General features: G+C 63.7%; 16 protein-coding genes and 1 pseudogene. 12 read left to right on the top strand and 5 right to left on the bottom strand.

Features of this window, described 5'->3' with window-relative positions:
* Positions 1–9 precede the first annotated feature (9 nt).
* The 5 genes from hcaC (at position 10) to PQ467_RS11260 (ending at position 5,768) form a co-directional block, all read left to right on the top strand.
* The gene (gene hcaC / locus PQ467_RS11280; RefSeq protein WP_168601967.1) at positions 10–327 is read left to right on the top strand and encodes a 3-phenylpropionate/cinnamic acid dioxygenase ferredoxin subunit; all 318 of its coding nucleotides are present in this window, start codon (positions 10–12) and stop codon (positions 325–327) included.
* Positions 324–1,136 (top strand): 3-phenylpropionate-dihydrodiol/cinnamic acid-dihydrodiol dehydrogenase, encoded by an 813-nt coding sequence (hcaB, locus tag PQ467_RS11275; RefSeq protein ID WP_274173500.1) that lies wholly within the window; start codon positions 324–326, stop codon positions 1,134–1,136. Before hcaC ends, hcaB begins: the two co-directional genes overlap by 4 nt.
* Entirely contained in the window at positions 1,133–2,092 is a 960-nt protein-coding gene (locus PQ467_RS11270) for a 3-carboxyethylcatechol 2,3-dioxygenase (protein ID WP_274173499.1), read from the top strand. Before hcaB ends, PQ467_RS11270 begins: the two co-directional genes overlap by 4 nt.
* Complete coding sequence (hcaD, locus tag PQ467_RS11265) at positions 2,089–3,318, top strand: 3-phenylpropionate/cinnamic acid dioxygenase ferredoxin--NAD(+) reductase subunit (protein WP_274173498.1); 1,230 nt, start codon at positions 2,089–2,091, stop codon at positions 3,316–3,318. Before PQ467_RS11270 ends, hcaD begins: the two co-directional genes overlap by 4 nt.
* A 239-nt stretch (positions 3,319–3,557) precedes the next feature.
* Positions 3,558–5,768 (top strand): TonB-dependent receptor, encoded by a 2,211-nt coding sequence (locus tag PQ467_RS11260; RefSeq protein WP_274173497.1) that lies wholly within the window; start codon positions 3,558–3,560, stop codon positions 5,766–5,768.
* 95 nt (positions 5,769–5,863) lie between these two features.
* Here the strand turns inward: PQ467_RS11260 and PQ467_RS11255 are convergent, their stop codons facing one another.
* Complete coding sequence (locus tag PQ467_RS11255; protein ID WP_274173496.1) at positions 5,864–6,766, bottom strand: LysR family transcriptional regulator; 903 nt, start codon at positions 6,764–6,766, stop codon at positions 5,864–5,866.
* 91 nt (positions 6,767–6,857) lie between these two features.
* On the opposite strand from PQ467_RS11255, the gene PQ467_RS11250 reads away from it, so the two are divergent.
* On the top strand, positions 6,858–7,802 hold the full coding sequence (locus PQ467_RS11250) for an NAD-dependent epimerase/dehydratase family protein (RefSeq protein WP_274173495.1): 945 nt from the start codon (positions 6,858–6,860) through the stop codon (positions 7,800–7,802).
* Between the two features lie 200 nt (positions 7,803–8,002).
* Positions 8,003–9,754 carry an amidohydrolase gene (locus PQ467_RS11245; protein ID WP_274173494.1) on the top strand — a complete coding sequence of 584 codons (1,752 nt, stop codon included), beginning with the start codon at positions 8,003–8,005 and terminating at the stop codon, positions 9,752–9,754.
* Positions 9,755–9,832: 78 nt separating this feature from the next.
* Here PQ467_RS11245 and PQ467_RS11240 read toward each other — a convergent pair whose 3' ends face one another.
* Both PQ467_RS11240 and PQ467_RS11235 read right to left on the bottom strand, forming a co-directional pair.
* Complete coding sequence (locus PQ467_RS11240; RefSeq protein ID WP_274173493.1) at positions 9,833–11,134, bottom strand: sigma-54-dependent transcriptional regulator; 1,302 nt, start codon at positions 11,132–11,134, stop codon at positions 9,833–9,835.
* A complete protein-coding gene (locus PQ467_RS11235) occupies positions 11,131–12,858 on the bottom strand; it encodes a sensor histidine kinase (RefSeq protein ID WP_274173492.1) in 1,728 nt (575 codons plus the stop codon). Before PQ467_RS11235 ends, PQ467_RS11240 begins: the two co-directional genes overlap by 4 nt.
* A 239-nt stretch (positions 12,859–13,097) precedes the next feature.
* On the opposite strand from PQ467_RS11235, the gene PQ467_RS11230 reads away from it, so the two are divergent.
* From PQ467_RS11230 to PQ467_RS11220, 3 genes are read left to right on the top strand one after another with little or no spacing between them, the layout of a single operon-like run.
* A complete protein-coding gene (locus tag PQ467_RS11230; RefSeq protein ID WP_274173491.1) occupies positions 13,098–14,447 on the top strand; it encodes a dicarboxylate/amino acid:cation symporter in 1,350 nt (449 codons plus the stop codon).
* A gap of 54 nt (positions 14,448–14,501) precedes the next feature.
* Positions 14,502–15,998, top strand: a complete 1,497-nt coding sequence (locus tag PQ467_RS11225) for an alginate export family protein (protein WP_274173490.1) — start codon at positions 14,502–14,504, stop codon at positions 15,996–15,998.
* A 16-nt stretch (positions 15,999–16,014) separates the two neighbouring features.
* The gene (locus PQ467_RS11220; protein WP_274173489.1) at positions 16,015–16,359 is read left to right on the top strand and encodes a hypothetical protein; all 345 of its coding nucleotides are present in this window, start codon (positions 16,015–16,017) and stop codon (positions 16,357–16,359) included.
* Between the two features lie 87 nt (positions 16,360–16,446).
* Here the strand turns inward: PQ467_RS11220 and PQ467_RS11215 are convergent, their stop codons facing one another.
* Positions 16,447–18,519, bottom strand: a complete 2,073-nt coding sequence (locus PQ467_RS11215) for a TonB-dependent siderophore receptor (protein ID WP_274173488.1) — start codon at positions 18,517–18,519, stop codon at positions 16,447–16,449.
* Positions 18,520–18,606: 87 nt separating this feature from the next.
* Here PQ467_RS11215 and PQ467_RS11210 point away from each other — a divergent pair, with 87 nt between their 5' ends.
* The gene (locus tag PQ467_RS11210) at positions 18,607–19,782 is read left to right on the top strand and encodes a PepSY-associated TM helix domain-containing protein (protein ID WP_274173487.1); all 1,176 of its coding nucleotides are present in this window, start codon (positions 18,607–18,609) and stop codon (positions 19,780–19,782) included.
* Positions 19,783–20,020: 238 nt separating this feature from the next.
* A complete protein-coding gene (locus PQ467_RS11205; RefSeq protein WP_274173486.1) occupies positions 20,021–21,178 on the top strand; it encodes a GGDEF domain-containing protein in 1,158 nt (385 codons plus the stop codon).
* On the opposite strand, the pseudogene PQ467_RS11200 reads toward PQ467_RS11205, so the two are convergent.
* Positions 21,175–21,601, bottom strand: a pseudogene (locus PQ467_RS11200) (transposase); the annotation flags it as partial. The gene PQ467_RS11205 and the pseudogene PQ467_RS11200 overlap by 4 nt on opposite strands.
* Positions 21,602–21,611 lie beyond the last annotated feature (10 nt).

Raw genomic sequence — 21,611 nt, 5'->3', positions numbered from 1 at the left:
GCCCCCATCATGACCAAATTCCACGTCTGCGCCGCCGCCGACCTTCCCTCCGGCGAGGCAAAGCGCATCGAGAGCGAGCCTGCCGTTTCGGTGTTTCATGTCGGCGGCGAATATTTCGCGCTGGCCGATCTTTGCACCCATGGCGATGCCTCGATGGCCGATGGCTATATCGAGGATGACTGCACGGTCGAATGCCCGCTCCATGCCGCACGCTTCTGTCTGCGCACCGGCAAGGCCTTGAGCCAGCCCGCCTATATCGATCTGGCCACCTATCCGGTGAGCATCGAGGACGGGGAAATCTACGTCACGGTGGAGAGCGCCGCGTGAGCCGCCTTGCCGGACAGGTCGCGCTGATCACCGGGGGCGGGTCGGGGCTGGGGCTGGCGATCCTGCGCCGTTTTGTGGCCGAGGGCGCGCGCGTGGGCGTGCTGGAGCGCGATGCGGGGCGCGTGGCGATGCTGAATGCGCAATATCCCGATGCGGTGCTGGCGGTGGAGGGCGATGTGCGCTCCTTTGCCGACAATGCTCGCGCGGTGGAGGCAGTGCTGGCGCGTTTCGGGCGGCTTGATTGCTTTATCGGCAATGCGGCCATCTGGGACCATGGCGCCACGCTGGTGGGGCGCAGCGGCGAGGAGCTGGAGCGCGGCTTTGACGAACTCTTCGCCATCAACGTTAAAGGCTATCTGCTGGGCGCGAAGGCGGCGGCGCAGGCGCTGATCGAAAGCGAGGGGTCGATCATCTTCACCCTGTCCAATTCGGCCTTCTATCCGGGCGGCGGCGGCCCGCTTTATACCGCCTCCAAACATGCGGGCGTGGGCCTTGTGCGCCAATTGGCCTATGAAATGGCGCCCAAGGTGCGCGTCAATGCCGTCGCCCCCAGCGGCATGGCCAGCGACCTGCGCGGTGCGGCCGCGCTGGGCCAGCAGGACCAGCGCATCATGGACAGCCGCAGCCCCGAGGCGATCAGCGCGATCCTGCCGCTGCAATTCTTTCCCGATCCCGATGATTTCGTCGGCCCCTATGTCATGCTGGCCAGTCGGGCCGACAATCGCACGCTGAGCGGGGTTTTCATCAACGCCGATTGCGGGCTGGGCATCCGGGGCATCCGCCATGTGGCCGGAGGGCTGGATCTGTGAGCAACATCCGCCTGATCTGTGCCTCGCACACGCCGATGATGGAATTCATCCATCCCGCCCCCGAGGTCGAGGCGGGCGCCCGCGCCGCCTTTGCCGATCTGGCGCGTGAGGTCGAAGCCTTCGATCCGCAACTGATCGTGATGTTTGCGCCCGATCATTTCAACGGTTTCTTCTATGACCTGATGCCGCCCTTCTGCCTTGGCGTGCGGGCGTGCGGGGCGGGGGACTGGGATTACTGGGCCGATGCCCTGCCGGTGCCAGAGGCGCTGGCGCTCGATCTGGTCCGCCATGTTCAGAATGAAGGCGTGGATCTGGCCTATTCCTATCGAATGCAGGCCGACCATGGCTTTACCCAGCCGCTGGCGCTGCTCACCCGCGATGTGACGCGCTATCCTGTGCTGCCGATTTTCATCAATGGCGCGGCCCACCCGCTGCCGCCGGTGCATCGCGCGCTGGCGCTGGGGGCCTCGGTGGGGCGCTTTCTGGCCGTGCGCCCGGAACGCGTGCTGATCATCGGTTCGGGCGGGCTCAGCCATGATCCGCCCACGCCGCAGATGGGGCATGTGGGGCCTGAGGTCGAAGAATTCCTGATCGCCGGGCGCAATCCCGCCCCCGAGGCGCGTGCGCGCCGTCAGGCCAATGTGCTTGCCAAGGGTGAGGCGCTGGCGCACGGCGAGGCCAAGGGCGAGACGCTGCCCCTCGATGCCGCATGGGATGAAGGGCTGATCGAGGACTTTCTTGCCGGACGCCTTGGCCGCTTTGACACCATGAGCGATGCGGAAATTTCCGAACGCGGCGGGCGCGGCGGGCATGAGATCCGAGCCTGGGTCGCCGCTTTTGCCGCGATGCGGGCGGTTGGTCCCTATGCCGGGACGCGCCACTATTACCACCCGATCGACGAATGGATTGCGGGCATGGGCATGGTTTCGGCGCGATGCGTGGCGGAGGCGGTATGACGGCGCCCTGCTTCGTCATTCTGGGCGCGGGCCATGCCGGAACGGCGGCGGCATCGGCCATGCGCGCGGCCGGTTTTGCGGGCCGGATTGTGATGATCGGCGATGATCCGCATCTGCCCTATGAACGCCCGCCGCTGTCGAAGGAAGCGCTGCGCGGCGCGGACGGGGCCGCCCCGCCGATCTATCCGGCCAATTTCTACGCCGACCGCGCCATTGAGCTGAAACTGGGGCAGGGTGCGACTGCCATTGATCCGGGCGCGCAGGTCGTCACACTGACCGACGGTGAACGCATCGGCTTTGACAAGCTGCTGATCGCCACAGGGGCGCGGGCGCGGCGCTATCCCTTGCTCGACGCGCTGGGCGAGGCGGCGCATGTGCTCCGCAGCGCCGATGATGCGCGGCGCCTGCGAGCGGAGCTGGTGCCGGGGCGCCGTCTGCTGGTGGTGGGCGGCGGGGTCATCGGGCTGGAGGTGGCCGCGACCGCTTCGGCATTGGGCCTGTCGGTTGAGGTCATCGAGCGGGCACCCCGCCTGCTGGCGCGCGGCGCGCCCCAACCGCTGGCCGATCTGCTGGCGCAGGCGCACCGCGATCATGATGTGGCGCTGCATTGCGGGGTCGATTTGGCCGATGCCTCGCGCGAGGGCGGCATGGTCCGCCTGACCTGCGCCGAGGGCCGGGAATTTGTCGGCGATCTGGTGGTCTATGGCATCGGCGTGACGCTCAATGACGAACTGGCCGCCGCCGCCGGGCTGGCGATGGATGATGGCATTCTGGTCGATGCGCAAGGCCGCACCAGCCACCCCGCCATCTATGCCGCAGGCGATATTGCCCGCCAGGAACAAGCCTTTCTGGGCGGCGCGGTGCGGCAGGAGACATGGGCCAATGCCCTGCATCAGGGCGCGGCGGCCGCGCGCGCGATGGTGACGGGCGAGGCGGGGGCGCATGAAGTGCCCTGGTATTGGACCGATCAGTTCGGCGTCAATTATCAGGTCGCCGGGCGCATCGCGGCCGAGCAATGGATTACACGGATGGGGCCGGATGGTCGCCCCCGCATGGTCTTTGGGTTGAGTCAGGGCGTGTTGACCGGCGCGGTGGGTGTGGATGCCGGGGCCGACATGCGGATCTTGCGGAAGCTGATCGCACAGGGCGCGCGGGTGGACCCGGCGGTTTTGGCCGATCCCGACGTGGCCCTGCGCAAAATGGGCAAGGAAATACAATCGGTTTGAGCCGACATGAGGGGGAAAATCACGACAAAAGAAACAGGGAGATAAAGCCGCATCGGACCAATGGGGGCGATGATGACGGCAAAAGCCGGACCACCCAAGGCAGGTCCGGGCAGATTTCAGGCATCACATGCAAAGCGGCGGATGCCGGATGCGGCGCGGGGCCGAACGCCCCCGCGCGCTTTGCAAAAACGGGCTCGGATGAGCCGAAACAGGGGGGAGCATCCATGAAGACGCGACTGATGAAATCGACCGCCGGCCTCGCGCTGGCCTTGGCCGCCCATGCCGCGCCCGCCATGGCGCAGGAGGCCGGGCCGAAGGTGGAATCCGCCGACATTGTGGTCACCGCGCAGCGCCGCAAGGAAACCGCGCAATCCATTCCCGTGGCCCTGACCGCTCTTGGCGGCGATCAGATCGCCAAGACCGGCATCGTCAACCTCGGCAATATCGCCACGCAAGTGCCCAATTTCTATTTCGGCAGCTTTGGCGCGGTGCGGCCCCAGCTTTATATTCGCGGCATCGGCACGCGCTCGTTCGATCCGGGTTCGGAAAGCTCGGTGGGCGTGTTTGCCGATGATGTTTATTATGGGCGCTCCTCGGGCAGTTTCGGCGCGATGAAGGATGTGGAGCGCATCGAAGTGCTGCGCGGCCCGCAGGGCACGCTCTATGGCCGCAACACGATCGGCGGCGCGATCAATGTCATCACCAAGGCGCCCACCGACCACCTGACCGGCGATTTCGAGGCGGGGGTGTCGAATTACAACGGGTGGAACCTGTTCGGCGCGGTGGGCGGCCCGATTGCGGGCGACAAGGTGATGGCCCGCGTTGCGCTCTGGACCACCCAGCGCGACGGTTATTCGACCAATCTGACCACGGGCAACCGTTTTCAGGGGCTGGACAATACCGGCGGGCGGATCCGCGTGACGCTCAAGCCAGTTGATGGCCTCAAGATCGACCTCGGCGCGGATTTCATGGTCGATGGCAACAAGGCCGCCTTTGCCGGGTTCAATCAGGGCACCTCGACCAACCCGAATGCGGTGTTCTTTGCCGGGGCGGGCTTTACCGCCACCCCGCCCAAGTCGCTCTATGAAGGCTATCTGGTCCATGATCCGGTGCTCAGCCGCCATGCCCAGACCTATTCGGCCAAGATCGACTATGCGCTGAATGATCTTTCGATCACCTCGATCACCGCGCTGCGCCATCTCGACAGCTATGACGGGCGCGAGCTGGAAGGCTCCTCGCTCGACGTGCTCCAGCAATTGACCAATGAACGCTCGAACCAGTTCACGCAGGAGTTGCGCCTGACCTCGGCGCCGGGGGGCGGCCTGTCCTTTGGCGGCAAGGTGGACTGGATCTTGGGCGCCTATTACTATCACGACGGCTCCAGCCGCATCGACACATTCCCGATGGGCAAGAACTGGGCCTTTTACACCGTCACCACCAGCGCGGTGGACGTCTCGGCCTCGACCTATGGCGCCAATGCCTGGGCCGTGTTCGGCCAGGCGGCGGTGCATATCAATGACCGGCTGACGGTGACGCTGGGCGGGCGTTATTCGAACGATACGAAATGGGCCAACCAGTCGGGCACCAACACCAACCCCGGTCTGCCGCTGATCGCGGTGCCCTTTGCCACCACCAACCACCTGTCCTCCTCCAGCGCCGATCCGCGCGTGGTGGTCGATTACAAGCTGAGCCGCGACGCCAAGGTCTATGCCAGCTATTCCACCGGCTACAAGGGCGGCGGGTTTCAATATATTCCCTTCACGCTGGCCGTGGCCAACAGCACGTTTCAGCCCGAATATCTGACCGCCTATGAGGCCGGGTTCAAGACCGACTGGCTCAACCGCGCGCTGCGCGTCAACGGCGCCTTCTTCTGGTATGATTACAAGAATCTTCAGGTCGCCCGCATCATCGGTTCGGTCAGTTCGGCAACGCCCCTCATCGCCAATGCGGCCAGTTCGACTATCAAGGGGCTGGAGCTGGAAATCACCGCGCATCCCACCGCGCGCACCACGCTGGGGCTGGCCTATGGCTATCTGGACGCCAAGTATGACCAGTTCATCTATAATGCGACCACCGATTTCTCGAACACAACCATGGTGCGCGCCCCCAAACATTCGCTCAGCCTGAATGCCGAACAGCGCATTCCGATGGGCGCGGGCCGCGAACTGACGCTGCGGGCCGAATACAGCTATATGACCCGTTTCTTCCACGAGCCGGGACAGGGCAATATCGCCTATGGCGCGGGCATGCCGCTGACCGAGGAGGCCGCCTATGGCCTGCTCAACCTGCGCGCGGGAATGGATATCGGCGCGGTGCGCGTGTCGGCCTATGTCACCAATCTGGCGGACAAGGCCTATCGCCGCACGATCCTCTATCTGCCCAACGGTTCCTCGGTGGGATTTTCCGGCGAGCCGCGCCTCTATGGCGTGTCGGTCGGCTATCACTTTTAATCATGGGCTGGTGGGGGAAAGGTTCCCCCACCTACGCCCGCCACGGTCGGGATCGCGACCAAGATTGCCTGTTCTCTCACCTGATTGCCAGAGCATCACACGCCTTGGGCGGCCTGCGTGATCCCGGTGAACGCCTCGACCAGCGCGTCGAAGGTGAATCTGTAGCGGCTGCCGTTTCGCAGGTCTTCGTGCATCACGATCCACACCGGCAGGGGCAGATCGAACAGCTCTGCCAGCACGCGGCAGAGGTCTGTGTCGCGCTTCGCAACGGCGGTTTGGCAAATGCCGATGCCGAAACCGGCGCGAATGGCTTCGAACTGTGCCGCCGCATCGTCGACGCGCAGAGCAAACATTGAACGCTCAATCCCCGGCAGATGCCGCATACCGGCTCTGGTAAAGGGTGTTTCGGCATCAAAGCCGATCAGGTCGTGTTCGCGCAGGTCTTCGAGCCGGCGGGGCCGACCGTTTCGCTCAAGATAGCTGCGGTGGGCGTGAAGGCCAAGGCTGAGGGAGCCTACGCTCCTGGCCACCAGCGATTTCTGCTCGGGCTGTGTCATCCGTATCGCGATGTCGGCCTGGCGCTGCAGCAGGTCGTCGAGGTCGTCGGTCAATGCGAGTTCGAAATGCAGCCGAGGTTGCGCCTGTCGCAGGCGGGTCAGGATCGCGGGCAGGTGGTGCGTCCCGACCGCCTGGCTGGCGGTGATACGCACCGTGCCTTCGGGCTTTCCCGGCGCGCCTTCTGCGGATCGGCGGAGCGCTTCGGCCGCGGCGACAAGGGCTTCGGCGTGTGGGCGCAGCGCCAATGCGTGATCGGTGGCCGACAGACCCCGCTGCGAGCGTACGAACAGCTTGACGCCGATCGCCTGTTCCAGCGCGTCGATGTGGCGGGCAATGCTGGGCTGGGTCATGCCAAGGGCGCGCGACGCGGCCGACAGCGAGCCCTGCTGCAGCACTGCGGCAAAACTGCGATAGACATCCCAACTCGGTTCTTTGTTCATCTATTTTCGTATAGCATATGTACGAAATACGGCAATTTCCGTTTATTGAAATCCGCTCCATCTTGCCCCTGCATAAACAAGGAGGCGAAAGATGAAGAAGACGGCTTTGGTTCTGGGGGCGACAGGTGGCATCGGCGGTGCTGTGATGCGTCGTCTGATTGCCGGCGGCTGGCAGGTCAGGGCGCTGACTCGCCGCGCTGATGTCGAATTCCCGGAGGAGTGCGAGGCGGTGACCGGGGATGCGATGGACGCGCCCTCGGTCGCATCGGCGGCACAGGGCGCGTCGGTCATCGTCCATGCGGTCAACCCGCCGGGCTATCGCGACTGGGACCGCCTTGTTCTGCCGATGCTGGACAACACGATCCGGGCCGCAGCGGCAAACGGAGCGCGCATCCTGCTGCCGGGGACGGTTTATAATTTCGGGCCCGACGTTTTCCCCAACATTGCCGAAGGCGCGCCGCAGAACCCAGAGACCCGCAAGGGCAAGATCCGCGTGGCGATGGAGCAGCGGCTCCACATGGCGGCCGAACAGGGAAGCTGCACGGCTTTGATCGTCCGGGCGGGCGACTTTTTCGGCCCTGGCGCGGTCAACAACTGGTTCGGACAGGGTTTGGTGACTCCCGGAACCCGCCCCAAGGTCATCCGCAATCCGGGCAAGCAGGGTGTCGGCCATCAATGGGCCTATCTGCCCGACGTCGCCGAAACCATGGTCCGGCTGTTGGAGCACGCCGATCTGCCGCCCTTTGGCTCATTCCATATGGAGGGCCACTGGGATCATGACGGGCGCCAGATGGTGCAGGCCATTGCCCGCGTGCTCGGCGATCCCGCTGTGCGCATCCGTCCGCTGCCGTGGTGGCTGCTGCGCGCCGCCGCGCTGGTGGCGACCACCCCGCGCGAGATGATGGAGATGCGCTATCTCTGGCAACAGCCGGTCCGCATGACCAACGCCGGACTGGTGGCGATCCTGGGCGATGAGCCCCGAACGCCGCTTCTGGAGGCGGTGCGCAAGACGCTGGGCGATCTGCGGTGCATGTGAGGGCGCGGCCGGTATGGCGGTATTTGGGGCCGCCCCGCAGCGCCTGATTATACGTAGCTTTGCGCCATGGAACGCGGCGCAGAAGTGCTTATGAAGGAAATTGCAGACAGGGTGGGGCGGGCGTCAGGCAACCGGACAAAGCAACCAGCCGGATCTTGTCAAAGCCACACACTGGGCCACACACTGGGAAAGCCTTTGTCATGCAGCGTCACCTTGCCAGACTGTCCCTGTCCCGCGCCTTGCTGACCACTTCGCTTTTGTTCAGCGCGGCATTGTCGGCCCACGCCTTTGCCAAGCCTGCTGCGGCGGTGGATCTTATTCTGCACCATGGCCGGGTGTTGACCGTGGACAAGGCCTTTTCGATCCGGTCGGCTGTCGCGATCAAGGGTGAGCGTATTGTTGCGACTGGCGGCGAAGAACTGCTGCAACGCTACAAGGCGGCCAAAGTGATCGACCTTGGCGGACGCACGGTGATGCCCGGCTTTACCGACACCCATCTCCACCCTTACCCGGTGGCTCCAAGCGATATCCCCGTCGCCAGCGCCCATTCCGTCGCCGAGGTGCAGGCGATGCTGCGCGAAAAAGCCAAGGCGTTGGGGCCGGGGCAATGGATTACCGGATCGCAGTGGCAGGAAGCCAATCTGGTGGAGAACCGCAATCTCTCCCGCGCCGATCTGGATGCGGCCGCGCCCGACAATCCGGTGTGGCTGGTGCGGGCGGGGGCGCATTCGGGCGTTGCCAATTCGGCGGCGCTTAAAATCGCGGGGATCGACCGCAATACGCCTGATCCCAAAGCCGGTCTGATCGAACATGATGCCACGGGCGAACCCAATGGCATCATCCGCGAAAGTCTCGATCTGGTTCGTCGGCATATCCCGCCGCCGACATGGGAGCAGATGCGGCCCGCCAATATCGCCTGGCTCAAATCGATCCTGGCGCTGGGCATCACCAGCTTTTTCGACGCCAGCGGCAGCTTCAATGACGAGCCGCTCGACAAGGGCGGTATTGCCAATCCGCCCCCGACCCTCACTTTCCGCCGCGCGCAGGCACTTTATGCGGAAATGGGCGCCGAATTGCCGCGCATCACCATGTATATCGACCATCCCGGAGCCGAAAGGCTCAAGGCTTTTGGCCATCACACCGGCTATGGCGATGAACATGTCCGCCTTGGCCCGATTGGCGAGATGAGTGTGGATGGCGGTTTTACCGGGCCGACCGCCTGGTTGCTTGCCGATTACAAGGGCCAACCCGGCTTTCGCGGCAAGGGGCGGATGACCGACGCTGAAATTCTGGAACTGACCCAAAGTGCCGCCGCGCTGGGGTGGCAGATGGGCGTTCATGCCATTGGCGATGCGGCCATCGCGCAAGCCGTGGATGCCTATGCCAAAGTGCTGGATAGTCAGAAGCTGACGGGCAAGGACCATCGCTGGTTTCTCGATCATTTCACCATCATGCCGCCCGATGCCACCATGGCCACGATGAAAGCGCACGCCATCGGCATCTCCCAGCAGCCCAATTTCCTCTACAATCTTGAAGGTCGCTATGAGGCGACGCTCGATGACTGGCGGCTGGCCCATAACAATGCGGTGGTGACCCCGGCGCACAGGTTCGGGCTGTTCATGGCCTTTGGCAGCGATAACTTGCCGGTCAATCCCATGGTGGGCCTCTATGCCGCCATCACGCGCAAGGGGCTTTCGGGCCGGGTGCATGGTGCACAGGAGGCCATCGGCCGCAAGGAGGCCATTCGCCGCTATACCGCCGACGGGCCATTTCTGTCGTGGGAGGAAGGCACCAAGGGCACGATCGAAAAGGGCAAATTGGCCGATCTGATCGTGCTGCCCTTCGATCCGCTGACGGCGGCGCCCGAGGTTATTCTGGCGGGCAAGGTGGACATGACATTTCTGGGCGGCAGGCTGGTCTATCAACGACAGACGGGCCAAGGCGCCCTGTAATCCGGATCGCTTCGAGGTACAGTTTTGCGCTCCGGATGGCGCTCCGGATTGCGCCGGGCCCCGGAACCTTGCGCCGCATCACTTGCCGTTCAGGATTTCTGCCCGCATCGCGCGCAGGTCTATCCCCAGCCGTTTGGTGCGGTAATAGAATGTCTTGCGCGGGATGCCCAGCAGGCTGATCGCGCGGGCAATTTCGCCTTTCGCCTCCATCAGCGCCTGCCGGATGGCCGCACATTCAAACGCGTCGATGCGTTCGGGCAATGTGGCGCCCTTGGTCGAGGGATTGTCCCTGTGCCCTTCCAGCCCCAGACAGAAACGTTCCGCGAAATTTTCCAGTTCGCGCAGATTGCCGGGCCATTCCCTTGCGCCCAAATCATGGATGCTGTCATCGAAAGGCGGGGCGGTCCGCCCCAGCCTTTCGGTCGCCTGATTCAGGAAATGGGCAAAGAGCAGGGGAATGTCCGCCCTTCTTTCGCCCAGCGGCGGCATGCGCAGCGGCACCCCTGCGATCCGGTGATAAAGTGCGTTAGAGATCCTGTCCCGCCCGCCTTCGCCCATGCTGGCCATGATGCGGGTGTCGATGGCTTCCGGCTGGCGCGTTTCCAGCGCGATGGCCCGTTTTTCGGCAAATTGCGCCAGCCTGCTTTGCAATTCGCCGCCGGCCTGATCCAGATTGTCGAGGAACAGTGTGCCGCGATGGCAGGTGGAGAGGAGGCCGCCGTGGGCAAACATCTCCTTTTCGACAATGGCGGCCGGGATGGTCGCGCAATCCACCGTCAGGAAGCGATGCCTTGAACGCGCGCTGGCGCGGTGGATGCAACGGGCGAACAGTTCCTTGCCGGTGCCGGTCTCGCCCTGGATAACAAGGTCGATATCGCTCTGGCCCAATACGGGGATCATGTCGCGCAACCGCCGGATCATCGGGGTTTCGCCAAGGATTGCGCTGCTGGCCGCGTTTTGCGCCGCCAGTTGCAACGCCCGGTTTTCCAGCGCCAGCCTTCGCGCTTTGGCCGCCCGGCCCACCGCGGCGAGCAGCGCATCGGGGGCAAAGGGTTTTTCGATAAAATCCCACGCTCCGGCCTTGAGCGCGTCCACCGCCATCTGGACATCGGCATGGCCCGAGATCAGCAGCACGGGAAGATCGCGGTCACGCTCCTGCAACAGGCGGAACAGGTCCACCCCCGACATGCCGGGCATGCGCACATCGGAAAGGACGATGCCTTCAAAATCCGGCCCGATGGTCCGCGCGGCTTCGGCCCCGCCGGAAAATTCCATGACGCGATAACCGGCAAGAGACAGCAACTGGGCGGTTGCCTCGCGCAGATCGTCATCGTCATCCACAAGGGCAACGCAGGGCCTGGTGGGGGGATTGTCGCTCATGCTGCGCGCCTCATCGTCATGGCGAAACAGGCGCCAGTCGCCCCCGGCCGGTCGACATGGCGCAACGAACCACCCGCATCGGCCATGATGTCCTGCGAAATGACCAGCCCCAGACCGAGCCCATCGGGGCGGTTGGTGATAAAGGGCGTGAACAATTGCCGTTCCACTTCTTCGGCAATGCCGGGACCATTGTCGGCAATGGTCAGTGTTACGTCTTCATCCGTCTGGATCAGATCCACCGTAATGGCCGGCGACGGCACCTCGCGAAGAGCCTGCGCCGCATTTTGCAGCAGGTTGACCAGCACCTGCTCCAGCCTGACCCTGCCGCCTTGGACCCGTCCGCTTGCCGCCAGATTCTCATGCGGCAGGGTGATGGAAATGCCCTTCAACTGCTCCTTGAGGATCAGCAGTGCGCCCTCGATCACCTCGCCAATTGTCACTGGGCTGAGATCGGTCGCGCTGCGCCGGGAAAACCCCCGCAGTTCCGATGTCACCGCGCCGATGCGGTCGGCCAGACGGGCAATCGAGGCCAGATTTTTGTGGACCGCCCCGGTTTCGCCGCGCTCCAGCAGCATCCGGCTGGTGTCGGCATAGGTGCGGATGGCGGCCACGGGCTGGGCTGTTTCATGCGCCACGCTGGCGGTGATCTGGCCCAGCGAGGCCAGACGGTTGGCCTGGCGCAAACCTTCGCGCAGGTCCGCCGCACGGGCCTCCAGCGCGGCCCGCTCGTCCATTTCGCGGCGCAGGTCCGCTGTGCGGTCAGCCACGGCCTGTTCCAGCTCTCCGGTGCGGGCCGCACGTTCCCGTCCGCGTTCGCGCCACATCCACATCATCGCCGCCATGGCCAGCACCATGGCCGCGCTCAGCATTGCTGCGCCCTGGGCGAGAAGGGCCACCCGTTCGACCGGGCGCAGAAGATTGATCGTCCACCCCGGCAGCGCCAAAGCGTCGCGCAGCAGGACCATCCGCTTGCCCCCAAGGCGTGGCTCATCCTCATCCACGCGGAACGGCGCGAAACGCGCGGGCGCGGCGGGCAGCACGGATTCGGCATCAAAACTGGCCTGCGCCGCGCGGGAGAGCGGGCGGGTGAGGGCAAAGCGCCATGGCGGTTGGCTGGTCACCAGAATGATGCCGTTGGGTTCGGTGACAAAGGTGGCATCGTCGCCCTTGGCCCATGCGCTTTCAATCGCGTCGAACTCCAGCTTGATGGCCACCACGCCGCCCTGCGGGGTGCGCTGGGCGATATAGAGGCCGGGGCGGCGGCTGACCGTGCCCATGGCGAAATGGCTGGCGTTGCCCTTTGCCAGAGCGTCGCGGACATAGCGGCGGGTGCTGTAATCGGTGCCGACAAAGCTCTGGGGCGATCGCCAGTTGCTGGCCGCGATGGCCTTGCCGTCATGCGCGATGACATAGATGATCGGCGCGCCCGTGGTTTTGACCAGTTCCTCCAGCTTGCGGTTGAGCGCATCGCGGGCGGCCATGTTGCCCGCAAGCGCGGAGGCCACATCGCGGTCATCGGCAAGCGCAATGGGAAGCAGGCGGAAACGGGCGATCTCACTGTTGATCAGCGCCTTGCGCATGGCCAGGTCGGTGCCGGCGGTTTCCATCTCCTGCATCATGCCCCGATGCTGGATCAGCATATAGGCAAGTGCGGCTGCCAAGGCCGCCGCGATCAGGCTGATGATCGCCCAGCGCACGGGACGGGAATGATTCGCAGGGGGCATGGCCCAGTTTTAACCCAGCACAGCCGATGTGCCAATATTTGCACTTTGGTTGTGCAAGGGTGTGTCACAAGTTGCCTGTTCCGAAGCTGGAACCTTTATTTAAATCATTGTAATAAAATATATATCCTGCATTTGGCTTGCGTCTTTTTCCCGCATCCCGCCCGGCCATAAGCTCGGTGCAAGGCCACGAACCCACAGAAGGTTCGCCACGGCCCAAGGAAAGGACTGAAGGCCAAGCCATGCATCACATCGCCCCTGCAGGCGCCAGCGCGTCGCCCTCCGACACGCGCCGCCCCTGGTATGGACATCTCTATGTCCAGGTTCTGTTTGCCATTGCCGCAGGTGTTCTGCTCGGCCATTTCCACCCCCAATGGGGCGAGGCGATGAAGCCGATCGGTGATGCCTTCATCAAACTGGTCAAGATGATCATCGCGCCGGTCATCTTTCTGACCATCGTGACGGGCATTGCCGGTATGCGCGATCTGGCCTCGGTGGGGCGGGTTGCCGGCAAGGCCTTTGCCTATTTCCTGACCTTTTCCACGCTGGCGCTGTTTGTCGGGCTGATCGTGGCCAATATGGTGCGTCCCGGCGCGGGTCTGAACATCGACCCCGCAACGCTCGATGCCGCAAAGGTCGCCGGTTATGCCGAAAAGGCTCATGAAACCACCGTCACAGGCTTTCTGATGGCCATCATCCCCGACACTTTCGTCGGCGCGCTGTCCGAGGGCAGCATTTTGCAGACGCTGTTCGTGGCGATCCTGATGGGCACAGGTCTTGCCCTGCTGGGCGATCGCACGGCGCGTCTTGTGGCGGCGCTGGAGGAAGTGTCGCTGGCGATTTTCAAGGTGGTGTCGATCCTGATGCGGGCGGCTCCGCTGGGCGCGTTTGGCGCCATGGCCTTCACCATCGGCAAATATGGCACCGGGGCGCTGGTCCATCTGGCCGGGCTGGTGGCCACTTTCTATCTCACCTCGCTGCTCTTCGTCATTGTGGTGTTGGGTCTGGTGGGCTGGGCCTGCGGCTTTTCGATCTTCCGGCTGGTGGCCTATCTCAAGGATGAACTGCTGCTCGTGCTGGGCACCTCCTCGTCCGAAAGCGCGCTGCCCAGTCTGATCGAAAAGATGGAGCGGGCCGGTTGCCCCAAGTCGATCGTCGGCCTTGTCGTGCCCACCGGCTATTCCTTCAATCTGGACGGCACCAACATCTATATGACGCTTGCCGCGCTGTTCATCGCGCAGGCCTGCAACGTCGATCTTTCGCTTGGTCAGCAATTGTCGCTGCTGGCGGTGGCCATGCTTTCGTCCAAGGGCGCGGCGGGCGTAACGGGCGCGGGTTTCATCACGCTGGCGGCCACCTTGTCCATCGTGCCATCCGTGCCGGTGGCGGGCATGGCGCTGATCCTGGGCATTGACCGCTTTATGAGCGAATGCCGCAGCCTGACCAATTTCATCGGCAATGCGGTGGCCACGGTCGTCGTCTCGCGCTGGGAAGGCAAGCTGGACACGGCACAACTGGCGCTTGCCCTTGATGGCGGGACCGCCGCCAGCGCGCCCTTCGCCCCCGCGCAGGCCCCGCAGGCCGCAGAATAACCAGACAAAAGGGGCGGCGCCAAGACCGCCCCAACAGACCGGAGAGCTTCCCCCATGACCAGCTTTTCGCGACGCCCCGGCGGCGGCGCTGCCCTTTTGCTCGCCCTTTTTTCCGGCGCTGCGGCCCATGCGCAGGTGATCGGCCCGCCCGATCGCGTCAGTCAGGCGCTGGCCGCGCCCCTGTCCGAAGCCTATCCGGCCGATGGCGCGGGCGACGGCATAACCAGCGCGGGCTATAACCAGTCGCGCTGGGTCGAGGATTGGAGCAAGCTGCGCGATCCGGCCAAACGGCGCAGCGCCATCGACCACCTCAAATTCATCCCGGTCGATGCAGCGGGCAGTATCTATCTCACACTCTCGGGCGAATTGCGGCTGCGCGTGAATGAGACCACCAACCCTGACCTGAAAGATGCGCAGGCCCAAAGGCAGGATATCGCCCGCATCGTGGGCGGGGCGGATCTGCATATCGGGCCGCATTTGCGCGTCTATGGCGAGTTGGCCCATGCGGGGATTTCCGGGCGCAATATCGGCACGCCATCGGGCTTTCTCGACAATACTGCCATTGTCCAGCAATCCTTTGCCGATGTCACCGCCAAGGTGGCCGGGGTCAAACTGGGCGTGCGCTATGGCCGCCAGACCTTTTCCGACGGGCCGAATCTGTTGCTGGTCCCGCGCGACAACAACACGATCTTTCTGTCCTATAACGGCATCCGGGGCTGGGCGAAGGCGCGAAACGTCCGGATCGACATGTTTGATTTCACCCCCACCCGCCCCGGACAACAGGGCACGGGCGACGACCTGAACAAGGATACGCGCCGGTTTTCGGGCATTTCGGGCGGCTTGCGCATTCCCAATGACTGGCTGGGCGGATCGAAGCTTTATTTCGACCCCTTTTACTGGCGCCTGCGCAATACGGCGGCGGTCTGGGGGCCGACAACCGCCAATGAAGTGCGCGAATTCTACGGTCTGCATCTGTGGGGCGATGCCGGGCCGGTCAATCTCGACTGGACCGTCAATTATCAGGGCGGACACTATGACAATCGCCAGATCGCGGCCTGGCAGGTGCTGATGGCGCAATCCTATCGGCTGGGGCGCAAACACTCGGCGCCGCGCGTGGGCATTCATGCTGATTATGCCACCGGCGGCGGGGCCTATGGCACGGGCAAGCTGAAGACCGCGCTCGCGCCCTTGGGCAACAATATCTATTACAGCTATCAGCTTTATGCCACGCCGACCAATCTGATCGCCATCGCGCCCAATGTCAGTTTCCAGCCTGCATCGAGCCTGCGCGTTTCGCTGGAATATCAGTTTTCATGGCGCGAAACGGTGCATGATGCGGTCTATCGCGCCAATGGCACGGCCTTTGCCGGAACCCAGAACGCGGCCGGGCGCAAAATTGCCGAAACCGCCCGCGCCCAGGCCGTCTGGACCCTGTCTCCCCATCTGTCCGTGACCGGCCGGTATGAGCATCTGCACGCGGGCCCGGCGCTGACCAATGCGGGTTTCAAAAGTTCCGATTTCTTTGCCGGCTGGATCAGCTTCCGCTTCTGAACGACACGAGGATATCATGACCCAGCATGGCTACGGCACGGCAAGAGCGCTCCTGAGCGATCCGCTGACCAACAAGGGCACCGCCTTTACGCAGGAGGAGCGCAATCATTTCGGCCTCCACGGAATGTTGCCGCCCCATGTCGGCACGCTGGAGGCCCAGATCGAGCGGCGGCGGCGTGCGCTCGATGCGCTGCCCGACGATTTCCATCGCTATATTTTCCTGCGCGAGCTTCAGGACACCAATGAGATCCTGTTTCAGGCGCTGGTGCAAAGCGATCTGTCGCATATGTTGCCGCTGGTCTATGAAAATCCTGTTCCGCGTCCGCGCCGGACGGCGCGGCGGCAAGGCCGGCGAGAATAGCTTCGATCTCGCCGCCTCGTTGCTGTGGTCAGGCCACACTTATCATCCTGTCCATCGAACCGACGGCAGCTCACACCGGATGCATCCTCAGAAGCTGACATTGGCAGACAGGCGCAGCGTGCGGGCCGAACCGACGTAAAGCGTGCTGCCGCCGGTCGCCCAATAGCGCTTGTCGGTAACATTGTCGGCATTGGCGCGCAGCGTCATCGCGCGACCGGCGGGCAGGATCAGCTTGTAGCTGGCGCCCAGGCTGAGCGTGGCATAGGCGGGCAGTACCCCCTGATTGAGCACATCGGTAAAACGCTGGCCGGTGTAATAGACCCCGCCATTCAGACCCAATGCGGGCAGGGGGGCCGGGTGCCAATTGACAAAGGCCGAGCCGGACCAGCGCGGCGCATTGTCCACCAGCCTGCCGTCCTGCGCCGCCGATCCGGTCTGCTGCTGGCGGGCGACCAGATATTGCCCGGCCAGCGCGATGGAAAGCTGACGCAGCAGATTGCCCTGCACCGAGGCCTCCACCCCCTGATGCAGCGCACGCCCGTTGACGATATAAGCGTTGGTCGAAAGGTCGGTATAGGCCAGCCCTCGGTTGATGCGGAACCAGCCGAGCGAGAGCATCAGCCCGCCCGCCTGCGCCCGCCCGCCCACTTCCCACTGGCGGCTGCGCACCGCAGGCAGCACGGCGCCCGCGTTGATCGTACCGTCGGGCGCGGTGCCTGCGCTTTCCAGCCCCTCGATATAGCTGAGATAGAGGCTGGTGGCCGCCGTTGGGCGCAGCACCAGCGCGCCCGTCGGCGTCCATGTGCGCAGGGCGAAATCACTGCTGGCCGACCTGGTGCGGTAATCGACATGTCGCAGCCCGGCCATCACCAGCACTTTTTCGCCCAGATGGGCCTGATCCATCGCATAAAGGCCCGTGTCGATGTTCACGCTGCCCGGTGTCAGCCGCCGTGTGGTGGGGATCAGGGATGCCAGCGAAAGAGGCGTCGGCGCATAGAGATTCTGCGCCACGGCCGCATAGGATTGCTGGTTCTGATCGGCCTGCACCTGGCGGTTGCGGGCATAGCCGAAGAGCAATTCATGGCGGATGCCAAGCGTATTGGCTTCTCCGGCCAGTTCGGCGCGCCAGTAGAGATTGGAATAGTCCTGATCGGGCGTATAGGTCGCCGTGATCGTGCCTGCGCCGGTGCTGCGGTTATAACGGGCGATATTGGCGATCATGCGCTGGCGGCGGGTGCTCGCATAGCCGCTTTCCGCGCGCAGCGACCATGTGCCGCCCAGCAGATAATCGGCCCGGCCCAGCAGATTGGTCACCCATGTGCGATAGGGCGCATTCACCGGCGCATAGCGATTATGCGGATCGGGAATGGCGGGCAGGGTGATGGTGCCATTGACCGCCGTGGGCAGGGTAATCCCGCCCGGCTCGTCGGTGGCGCGGCGGTAATGTTCGGCGTCCAGCTTGAAGGAGAGCTTTTCGCTCGCCTTCCAGTCAAAGGCCCCGCTGGCCAGATAGCGATAGCCGTTCACGCCGTTGATGGGAGTTTCCACATGCGAGCCATAGGCGTTGAGGCGCAGGCCAATGCTCTGATCCGCGCCCAGCTTGCGCCCGAAATCCACCCCGCCGCCGATGCTGCCTTCCGCATCGCCATCGACATAAAAGCTGGTCACCGGCCTGTCCGTCGCCCGTTTGGTCACGACATTGACGATGCCCGAAGGCGTGCTCAGCCCGTAATAGAGCGCCGAAACACCCTTGAGCAATTCGACCCGCTGCTTGTTTTCCACCGGGATCGGGCCAAGGTTGATGATCTGCAGCGCACCGTTGAGGCGATAATTGGTGCGCGCATTGAGCAGCACCCCGCGCGAGGCGAAATTGTTGCTGGTGGTGGGGCTGGTGGACTGCTGGGTAATGCCGGGCGTGTTGCGCAGCGCATCATCCAGCCCCTTGGCGCCCTGATCGTCGAGCAGCGCGCGGGTGATGACGGCAACATTGGCGGGCGTGTCGAGCAGCGACTGGTTGCGAAAGGCGCCGACCTGCACAACTTCGGCGCGATAGGGCGTCTCCTTGCGTCCGGTCACCACAATGTCATCGTCGAGCGGGCGCTCGGCCTGCGGGGCTTCGGTCATGGCGGTGACGTTGGCGGCGGCGATGAGAAGCAGCATGATAAATTCCCCTTGGCGAATTCCCCGGAACGGCAATTCGCGGCGGCAGTTATTGCTATTGCGAGTGCATTGCAATAACTGATTGCCATGAGCACATCGATTCGCCCGCCTTTTCGCATCATTCTCCGCAAGTGGATGTTGACGCTCCACAGTTGGCTCGGGCTCACGCTCGGCCTCGTTGTGGCCCTGATGGGTCTGACCGGGGCGGCCATGTCGTTTCAGGACGAGATACAGGCGATGCTGATCAAGCCAGTCCCGCTCTATACCGGGCAGCCTGCACTGGCGCCGGTGGCCTTGCTGGAGCGTGCGGCCAAGGCGCAGCCCGGCAGGAGCATCGCGCGGGCGCAGATCGACAGTGACCCCGCCGTTCCCGCCCGCATCAGTTTTGTGGATAAAGCAGCACAGGCAAAGGGGCGTGAGAACTATCTCTTCGATCAACGCGATGGACGCCTGCTTGGCCCGCTTCCGGCGGCGGCCCTGTTTGACTCGGTGGAGCGGCTGCACCGCTGGCTGGCCATGCCGGGCAACGGCAAGGGGCCGGGGCGGATCATCACCGGCAGCGCGGCGATTGCCTTGATCGTTCTGGGTCTTGGCGGGCTCTATCTGCGCTGGCCGTCAAAGCCGCGCGATTGGCGGGCATGGCTCACCATCCCGCGCGGTCGAACGGGCCGCTGGTGGTGGCGCGAACTGCATCTGCTGCTGGGCGGCGTGATGATGGCGGTCTATCTGCTGAGCGCGCTGACCGGCCTGTGGTGGTCCTTTGAATGGTATCGCAATGGCGTTCAATCGCTGCTGGGCGGCGAGCGGGCAGAGAAGGTGAAGGCCAAGGGGCAGCCCGATTTCGCGCTGGGCTGGCAGGGGTTCGAAAAGGCCACCTCGGGCCATGCTTATGGCAGGATCACGCTGATTGTGCCGGAAAAGGGCGCGGCCTTGCGGTTTCGCGCCCTGCCGCAGGGGGCAAGGCACAATCGCGCCGATGATGCGGTGGTCGTGGATGGCGCCACCGGCAAGGTCCTGAGCGCTGACTTTTACGCCCGGCGTCCGGCGGGCGAGCGTGTGTTGACCGGCATGTTTGAAATCCATCGCGGCGCGTTCTTCGGCATGGGCGGGCGGATCATCCTGTTCATCACCAGCCTGAGCCTGCCATTCTTCGCTGTCACCGGCCTGTGGTTCTGGCTGGCGCGCCAACGCAGCAAGCGCAAGGGAAGGGCCAGGCGTTTGGTTAATCGGGGCGCGACAGATCTGGCATCGGCATCCTCCTGAACGATATGGTCGAAGGGATATGGTCGCCGACCGGCGCCATATCGAGGAGGCCCTAAGCCAGCGCCACGGCCCAATAGGGTCGGGCGCGACCCACATCGCCACCAAAAACCACTGTCCTCATTTGGTGCGGAGGGTGACACATCGGTCGGCAATCAGGCCTGTTGGCAGGTTATTCGTGGCCTAGGAAAAATGGTTCATACTAAGTGAAATGCCTTATGCATTTTGCTATAAGGTTCAGATGATCGTTTCTGCCCTGGCCACTTTCGGTGTTGCTGCCACCAGCCTGCTTCTTGCCATCGCTCTGCTTGCCGCTTTCTGGCGCTTTGGCCGTGCGCGCCATGCCATCCTGTGGGGCACGGCCTTTCTCTTTATCACCTTTGACCATACACTTATGGCGGTCCGCCTGCTTACCTCGGACGATCACGTCCCCATCACGGTGATGGCGACCATGGGCTCGCTGGCTGGCGCTACCCTGATCGCGCTTGGCTTTCGCGAACGCAGCGGCTTGCGTGATGGCCGCTGGATCTATGCTTTGCTCGCAATCGTCGCTTTGGCCAGCTTCGCTCTTATTGTGTGCTTTCCGGCCAATCCGATGCACCGTCCATTGGTGACGAGCTATGTTACGCTCATGTTGATACTGGGCATCAACAGCTTGCGCAAAGGGTCTGGCGAGGGCCTTGCCGCGGGCCGGGTGACGCAGGCCATGATGGCGCTGTTTGCCGGATTTTTCGCCGTGTTGACGGTGCTGGGCGTCCTGACCGTGCCGTGGGGGCACATGTCGATGGATCCCTATCGTGCTTTCTATCTGCTGGGGGTTCCGGCCAGCCTGACAGGCATCGGCCTGTTTGCGCTCTTCCTGCTGGCCGAGGATCTGGCTCACGAGTTGCGGCAGTTGGCGATTGTCGATCCGCTGACCGGTCTGCTCAACCGCCGTGGTTTCGAGGAGGCGGCTCGTCGGATCAAGGCGCAATGCCGCCGCCATGGTTTGCCGGTCTGCGTGGCTATCGCCGATCTCGACCATTTCAAGAGCATCAACGATCGTTTCGGCCATCAGGCCGGGGACCGGGCGTTGGTTGAGTTCGCTCGCCGCCTGCGGGGTGCCTTGCGTGAAGGCGATCTTTTGTCACGCTCCGGCGGAGAGGAGTTCGTGATGCTGCTGCCCGGCGTGACGGGGGATGAAGTCGGCGATTTGCTGAACCGTCTGCGTACCCGCTTGCCCGGTGCCAATGATATGGACGTTCTGGGTTTTGCCATGCCCAGCATGAGCGTGGGGGCTGTGGAGGTAGGACCCCATGATCTGCTTGCCTCCTGCCTCGAAAGGGCGGACAGGGCGCTTTATCAGGCCAAGAGCGGGGGGCGCGATTGCGTTCGTGTGGACGGGCGAGTGACGGACTAGCGGATCGAATCCAACGTTTGGTGCCCTCGGCGCATAGCGGCAATCACCTCGTCGGGATCGGTCTTTCAGATGAAGGGGTGTGGGTCCTGATTCTGTTCCTTGATGAAACGGTTGATGGCTGCCTGCAGGCGAAATACGCCGTTTTTCAAGTGCTCCCGGGTTAGCTTGGCAAAGAAACCTTCGGCCGCGTTGAGCCATGACCAGGACGTCGGCACGTAACGGAATGTCCAGCGCGGATTCCTGGCCAGCCAGCCACGGACCTTGGGCTGTGTGGGGGGGGGCGTAATGGTCGAGAATGACGTGGATCGCCTTGTCAGCCGGCATCTGGGCGTCAAGAGCTTTGCGGAAACGGATGAATTCCTGATGCCGGTGCCTATTACGCCGGATCACCGATCCATCCATCACGTTGAGCGCAGCGAATATGAGCCTGGAC

Source organism: Novosphingobium sp. KACC 22771 (genome assembly GCF_028736195.1).
Classification (GTDB): Bacteria; Pseudomonadota; Alphaproteobacteria; order Sphingomonadales; family Sphingomonadaceae; genus Novosphingobium.
Note: the sequence above shows the minus strand (reverse complement) of the source record. Positions and strands in the feature narration are given on the sequence as shown.